The organism is Desulfovibrio sp. 1188_IL3213, assembly GCF_036763145.1.
In the GTDB taxonomy this organism is placed as follows: domain Bacteria; phylum Desulfobacterota; class Desulfovibrionia; order Desulfovibrionales; family Desulfovibrionaceae; genus Desulfovibrio.
On record NZ_JBAIYR010000117.1, the window covers coordinates 1 to 5,878 of the forward strand.

At 57.9% G+C, this 5,878-nt stretch carries 4 protein-coding genes; 2 read left to right on the top strand and 2 right to left on the bottom strand.

What is annotated here, in order from left to right:
* Positions 1-450: 450 nt before the first annotated feature.
* Both V6C16_RS06650 and V6C16_RS06655 read right to left on the bottom strand, forming a co-directional pair.
* The gene (locus V6C16_RS06650) at positions 451-1,281 is read right to left on the bottom strand and encodes a phosphodiesterase (RefSeq protein WP_333536583.1); all 831 of its coding nucleotides are present in this window, start codon (positions 1,279-1,281) and stop codon (positions 451-453) included.
* Between the two features lie 2 nt (positions 1,282-1,283).
* On the bottom strand, positions 1,284-2,666 hold the full coding sequence (locus tag V6C16_RS06655) for an MFS transporter (protein WP_333536582.1): 1,383 nt from the start codon (positions 2,664-2,666) through the stop codon (positions 1,284-1,286).
* A gap of 390 nt (positions 2,667-3,056) precedes the next feature.
* On the opposite strand from V6C16_RS06655, the gene V6C16_RS06660 reads away from it, so the two are divergent.
* Entirely contained in the window at positions 3,057-4,145 is a 1,089-nt protein-coding gene (locus tag V6C16_RS06660; protein ID WP_333536581.1) for a LacI family DNA-binding transcriptional regulator, read from the top strand.
* Between the two features lie 217 nt (positions 4,146-4,362).
* Positions 4,363-5,358, top strand: coding sequence for a TOBE domain-containing protein (locus V6C16_RS06665; protein WP_333536580.1), 996 nt, complete (start codon positions 4,363-4,365; stop codon positions 5,356-5,358).
* Positions 5,359-5,878: the final 520 nt, after the last annotated feature.

Here is a 5,878-nt window from a genome sequence, read left to right on the forward strand (position 1 = left end):
CTAGAGCAGATTAACTTTGAGAATATACATTCTCAAAGTTTAAGGCACGCTCACTTCGGCGTTTAACCGCGCAGATAAACTGCGCTTACGCCTCCGTAGCGAACGTCTGCTCACGCAGCCGCCAGAGTAATTTCAAAGTGAAATTGCTCTAGAGCTTTTCATGCTGCATGCCTGAGATGGCGCGGCTGTCTGCCTGCGCGCAGCGTCCTTGCTGTGCGGTTTCGCCACCGGCGCTGCTCCGTGCTGCGCGCAGGGTGCAAGGCAAAAAGACTGTCTGTCTACATTTTTTCTGAAACCCGTGCGGAACATTTATTTTTGTGTGCGGCCGAACCCTGCCTTGCCCGGCAGATACGGCAGCGCCTGCAAAGATTCAAGCGTCTGCATAAGCAAGGACCCGCTCACGGGAGAACGGGTCCTGCCTGTGAACAGGCGCGCTGAAGACCGTACGGTCTACCGCGCCGGGCCGGAGGGGTTGACGGATCCCACAAAGGGATACGGTCCGGCAAAGGTCACGTCCGTCGGAATCTGGCAAACATGCGTATTGAGCATGCCGTTTTTATGGTGGTGCAGCAGATAGCCCGGGGCCTCCATGAGGAAGGTGTCTCCGCCTTCGGGGGAAAGGTCCAGGTCGATCTGCATGGCCGCAGAGGGGGCTGTCATGCACAGCCGCCCCTGCCATTGGGTGATTATGGGCCTGTGCATATGGCCGAAGAACAGCCGGACCTGCGGGTTGCCGCCGGCGATGGCAGCCAGTGCGCCCTGGTTTTCAAAGGGTTCGTCCATCGCCCCCATGCCCGTTATGAAGGGCGGGTGGTGCATGAAAACCAGGGTCTGCACATGGGGCCTTTGCGCCAGGGTACGGGCCAGCCATCTTTCAACCGTAGGAAACAGATGGCCGGAATGCGAGCCGGGGTGCATGCTGTCCACCATGACAAGGCGCAGGTCGTCCAGTTCAACCGTGTAGCAGATGTGGGGGGCTGCTTCCGGGTCTGCGGGGCACCAGCCTTGCAGCACGCTTTGCATTCTGTCGCGCCTGTCGTGGTTGCCCGGCAGTGCGTAAACGGGAATGCCCAGGGGCGACAGCGCGTCATAAAGGATATGATAGGCGTTGAGGTCGCCGCTGTCGGCCAGGTCGCCGCTGAGCACCATAATGTCCGGCTTCTGGCTCATGGTTTTCAGGTGCGTGACGGCGGCATCGAGGCAGCGCCGTGTGTCCACAACGCGGAAGGACAGGCTGTTGTCGCCGCGTAGATGCGTGTCGGAAAGTTGCAATATGCGCATGGTTACCCCTGAGCCTGTGAGCTTGCCCCGGCTTGCATGGCGGCATCATGCGACTGGGCCTGGGCCTGCTGCGCCGCCCTGTTATGCCGCCGCTGGATGGTAAAGGCCGACAGCGCGCTGGTGACAGCAGCAATGATGACAAAAATGCAGATATAGGCAGGATCGCCGTCGTTCCACCGCATGAAGACCGTACACAGGCCGGGTACAATGCCGGCCACCAGGAATCCGGGGAACTGGTACACTATGGAAATGCCGGTGTAGCGCACTTCAGCAGGAAAAAGGTCAGAAAAAAGAGCTGCTTCAGGTCCGAACACCCCGGCATAGCAGATGCTGAGCGGGATGGCTATGGCAAGGCCGATGATGAACATGTTTCCGCCGCTGCCCTGCATGAGCCAGAAAGAGGGAAAGATGGTCAGGGCGCAGGCCAGGCTTGCCAGTCCGTAGATACGGCCCCGGCCAAAGCGGTCGGCCAGGCGTCCGGCGATGAGAATGAACGGACACATGAGCAGGGCCGCGATCATGACCGCCGTGAGGGCTTCGGTGCGCGTGACGTTGATGTACTGCACAAGATAGCTGATGGAAAACACCGCCAGCACGTTAAAGAACACGCCGTCAATCCAGCGCGCGCCCACGCCGAGGGCGATATTGCCGGGAAAATTCTTGCATACCGTGACAATGGGCAGGGTTTTCTTTTCTGTCTGGCCTTCTTCCTGCGCCTTGCGGAATTCGGGTGTTTCAAGAATATGCGTGCGCACGTAAAGCGCTATGGCGATAAGCACCACGCTCATGAGAAACGCCAGGCGCCAGCCCCAGGCCATGAACTGTTCGTTGGTCAACAGCCAGGAAAGCAGGGCCACCATGCCGGAAGCGAGGCAAAGGCCCGTGGCAAGCCCCATCTGGGGTATGCTGGCATAAAAGGCTTTTTCGCGTTCGCTGGCGTATTCATAGGTCATGAGCACCGCTCCGCCCCATTCGCCGCCAAGGCCGAGGCCCTGGCACAGGCGCAGGGTTTGCAGCAGGATGGGGGCGGCAATGCCGATGCTGGCATAGGTGGGGATAAGGCCGATGCCCACTGTGGCTATGCCCATAATGAGCATGGTGAGGATGAGCATGCGCTTGCGGCCCAGCTTGTCGCCGTAGTGGCCGAATATGAAGCCGCCGAGGGGGCGGGCCAGGTAGCCGATGGCAAAGGTGCTGTAGGCCAGAATGGTGCCGATGAAAGGATCGGAGGTGGGAAAGTAGAGTTTGTTGAACACAATGCCCGCCACGACCCCGTACAGGAAAAAGTCGTACCATTCGATGGTGGCGCCAAGCAGGCTGGCGATAACGACTTTGCGCATCTCCTGTTTGGTGGGAACGTGTTTTTGCGCCCTTGCGTCTGACATGCTTTCCTCCGATGCTGCCGTCCCGCCAGGGGCTTCCCGTCGTGCGGCTGTTAAAAGTTTTAATTAACTGCGGGAATGTTGTGCTTTTATCTATTAAATAATGCATTAAAGAAATGTAATATTTAATGTTTTTTACATAAAAAAGGCGTAAAACGCCGGTCTGAATGTCCGGATAGCATGCTGTGGAATTTAATGTCAATTAAAATATTATTAAAATTTTAAACAATACGCACAGTCCGGAACCGTCGGCGCAGCCAGGGAAAATTTTTGCCAGTTTTGCGCCATGTTTACGGAATAACGGCATTGTGCGTCCCGCATATTGCGGGTAAGAACATTTCAGGCGTTATGCGTCCGTACACACAGGATATGAATGCCGGAAGGAAAGAAAAGATGACTATTGATGGCGGAAATCAGGACGGCGTGGGCATAAAAAAGGCAACCCTTGCGGATGTGGCCCAGGCGGCCGAGGTGTCTCCCGCCACGGTTTCGATGATTCTCAACGGGCGTGAAGGGGTGTCTTTTGCCGAGGAAACAGTCAAGACCGTTCTGGCTGCGGCGGCAAAGCTCAATTACACCGGCGGCAGGCGCGGCAGGGTAGCCCCGGGAGCCAGGCCCGTCATCCTGATCGCCGTGCCGAACGTGACAAATCCTTACTATGCCACGATTATCCAGGCCATTCAGCAGGCGGCGGAAAAAAAGAATTACGCCACCTGCGTAAGCGCCACCTACCGCAGCCTGGAAAACGAGCTGGCCGCCCTGCAACTGGCCCGTTCCACGGGCATGGCGGGCATTATATTCGCCATGCTGGCGCACCCGGACGCCATACTGGCCCGTGCCGGGCGCAAGATGCCCCTGGTGGTTATGGGCGACCGGCGCGTGGGCCTTAACGTGGATACCGTGGAACTGAACAATTACGACGCGGGCAGCCTTATTGCCCGGCACATGTGCGAACTGGGCCACAAGCATATGGCCTATATTTCCACATCGCTGGACGCCTGCAATCCCATCCGGGTGCAGCGCCTCAAGGGGCTGCAGGACACCCTGGCCCAGCTTTGCCCGGAAGGCCGCCTGCTGGTCAAGCGCCGCGATATTTCTCCGGAAACGGAACTGGAAAACCTGCTTATCGAGCACACCGTGGGCTATGAACTGGCACGAAGCTGCTTTGACGACAAAAAGATCACAGCCTTTGTGGCAGTCAACGACATGGTGGCCTACGGGGTTATGGATGCCGTGATTGATGCGGGTTTGAGCATTCCCGGCCATTACAGCGTCTGCGGATTCGACAACCTCTGGCCGTCGCATTTTGCCCGCGTGTCGCTGACGACCATTGAGCACTATATCAAGGACAAGGGGCATAATGCCCTGGAACTGCTGCATGCGAGAATCAGCGGACAGCTTTCCAACCGGAATATAACCAGGGTCGAGGTCAGTCACAAACTTATTGAACGCGCCTCTACCGGCGTTCCCCGTGTTGGCTGAGGCGGAAAACCCGGACAGCCGGATATTCCCGGCGCGCGGTTTAGAGCGGTTTTACCCTGAAGCCCCTCTGGCGGCTGTGTCCGCAAACGGCCGCCACAAAGGCGCAAGCGCAGCTTATTTGCGTGTCCAAGCGCCGGAGTGAGTGCCTTGATCCTTCGAGAATATATGCTTTCACAACGAAAATGTTCTAACTGCCTGTTTGCCTATGCATAGCCATTTGACCCGTCAGCAACTGGAAGCCCTCACCCTGCGTTGGGAACAGTGGGAAAGCGAGGCCGTCACAAGGGCGCAAAAAATCGCCCGCGCCCGCCTGCACCTGCTTTTTCTGGTGTTTCGATACGGGGGCCTGCGCCTGGGCGAAGCCCTGAGCCTTGAACCGTGCCGCGCCATTGATACCGTTACGGGCATGATGCGCGTGCCTGGGGTCAATGCGCGCGAAATTCTGCTGCCCTTGAGCGCCATGCGCCACATCCGGCGTATTCTCAGTCTGCCGCAGGCTGCGGAGCCGGATTTTCTGCGCTTTGACCAGGGTTTTGTGCGCAAGAAGTTTTATGCCGTGGGCGAGACAATGGACTTGCCCGCCGCTATGGTGGGGCCGCGTGCCATCCGCTATTCTCGCGGGCTTGAGCTGCTCGCCCTGCATGTACCCATGCCGCTGGTGCAGAAATTTCTGGGCCAGCAGGGGGCCGCGCAGCTGAGAGCGTTTTTGAAATTTTCCGGCGGCGAGGCGTGTCGCCTTCTGGCCGGGCAAAAGGCCGGGACGGAAAGCGCACGCCATAACGGGCCGCCTGTTGCGGCTGATGACGGGACAAACCTGTTTTTCGGCATTGTCAGCGCCATCAGCTCTGGCATGCGCAAAATTCAGGTTGAGCTGACCACGTTTTCCGATGTGCGGCTAACCTGTCTTTGTTCTCCCGAAGAGGCGGGGCTGCTCGAGCTGCATGAAAATCAGGTGTTGAGCGCCCATGTGGACCCGGAACGTATTGTGGTCTGCACGGAAAAAACGCCTGCCAGCCTTGCCAACTGCCTGCGCGGCGTGGTGGAAAGCCTGCATGCGGACATGGTGGAAACCTTTGTCTGCCTTGGGCTGCCGGACGGCACGACCCTGCGGGCCACCCTTGATACAAGGGCTGTGGGCAAGCTGCACCTTGTTGAGGGTAAAAAGGTTTTTGCCTGTTTTCCTGCCGGGGCGGTGCGCCTGCTGGCTGACTGATTTTTTATCCTTTTCGTTTTCCTGCCTGCCTGCCTGCCTGCCTGCCTGCCTGCCTCCTTTCTTTTTTTCCTTGTTGCGTTGATCGGAAAAAATGCCGTGAGGCCGCTGTCCGGAGGCTTTCTTTGCCCGCGCAATGCACAAGCGCCGCAGGGGCAGCATTCTACCCGTTTTGAGCATGGCCTGTCTGGCGCAGCATTCGGCATTTCCGCGCGTATGCGGCGAGCCGTCCGTGCGCGTCCCGTATTCCGTCCGTGTCCGGTCCGCCTTCGGCGCGTATTCTGCTGGTATCCGGCGTAGATTCCAAGGGCTTTGGCCCTTACGCATCTTTTATGTCACGCTTTATTGTGATACCGTGAACATTATGCCCGCAGCCTGTTTCAGGCCTACGGGGCTGCTAGAGCAGATTAACTTTGAGAATATACATTCTCAAAGTTTAAGGCACGCTCACTTCGGCGTTTAACCGCGCAGATAAACTGCGCTTACGCCTCCGTAGCGAACGTCTGCTCACGCAGCCGCCAGA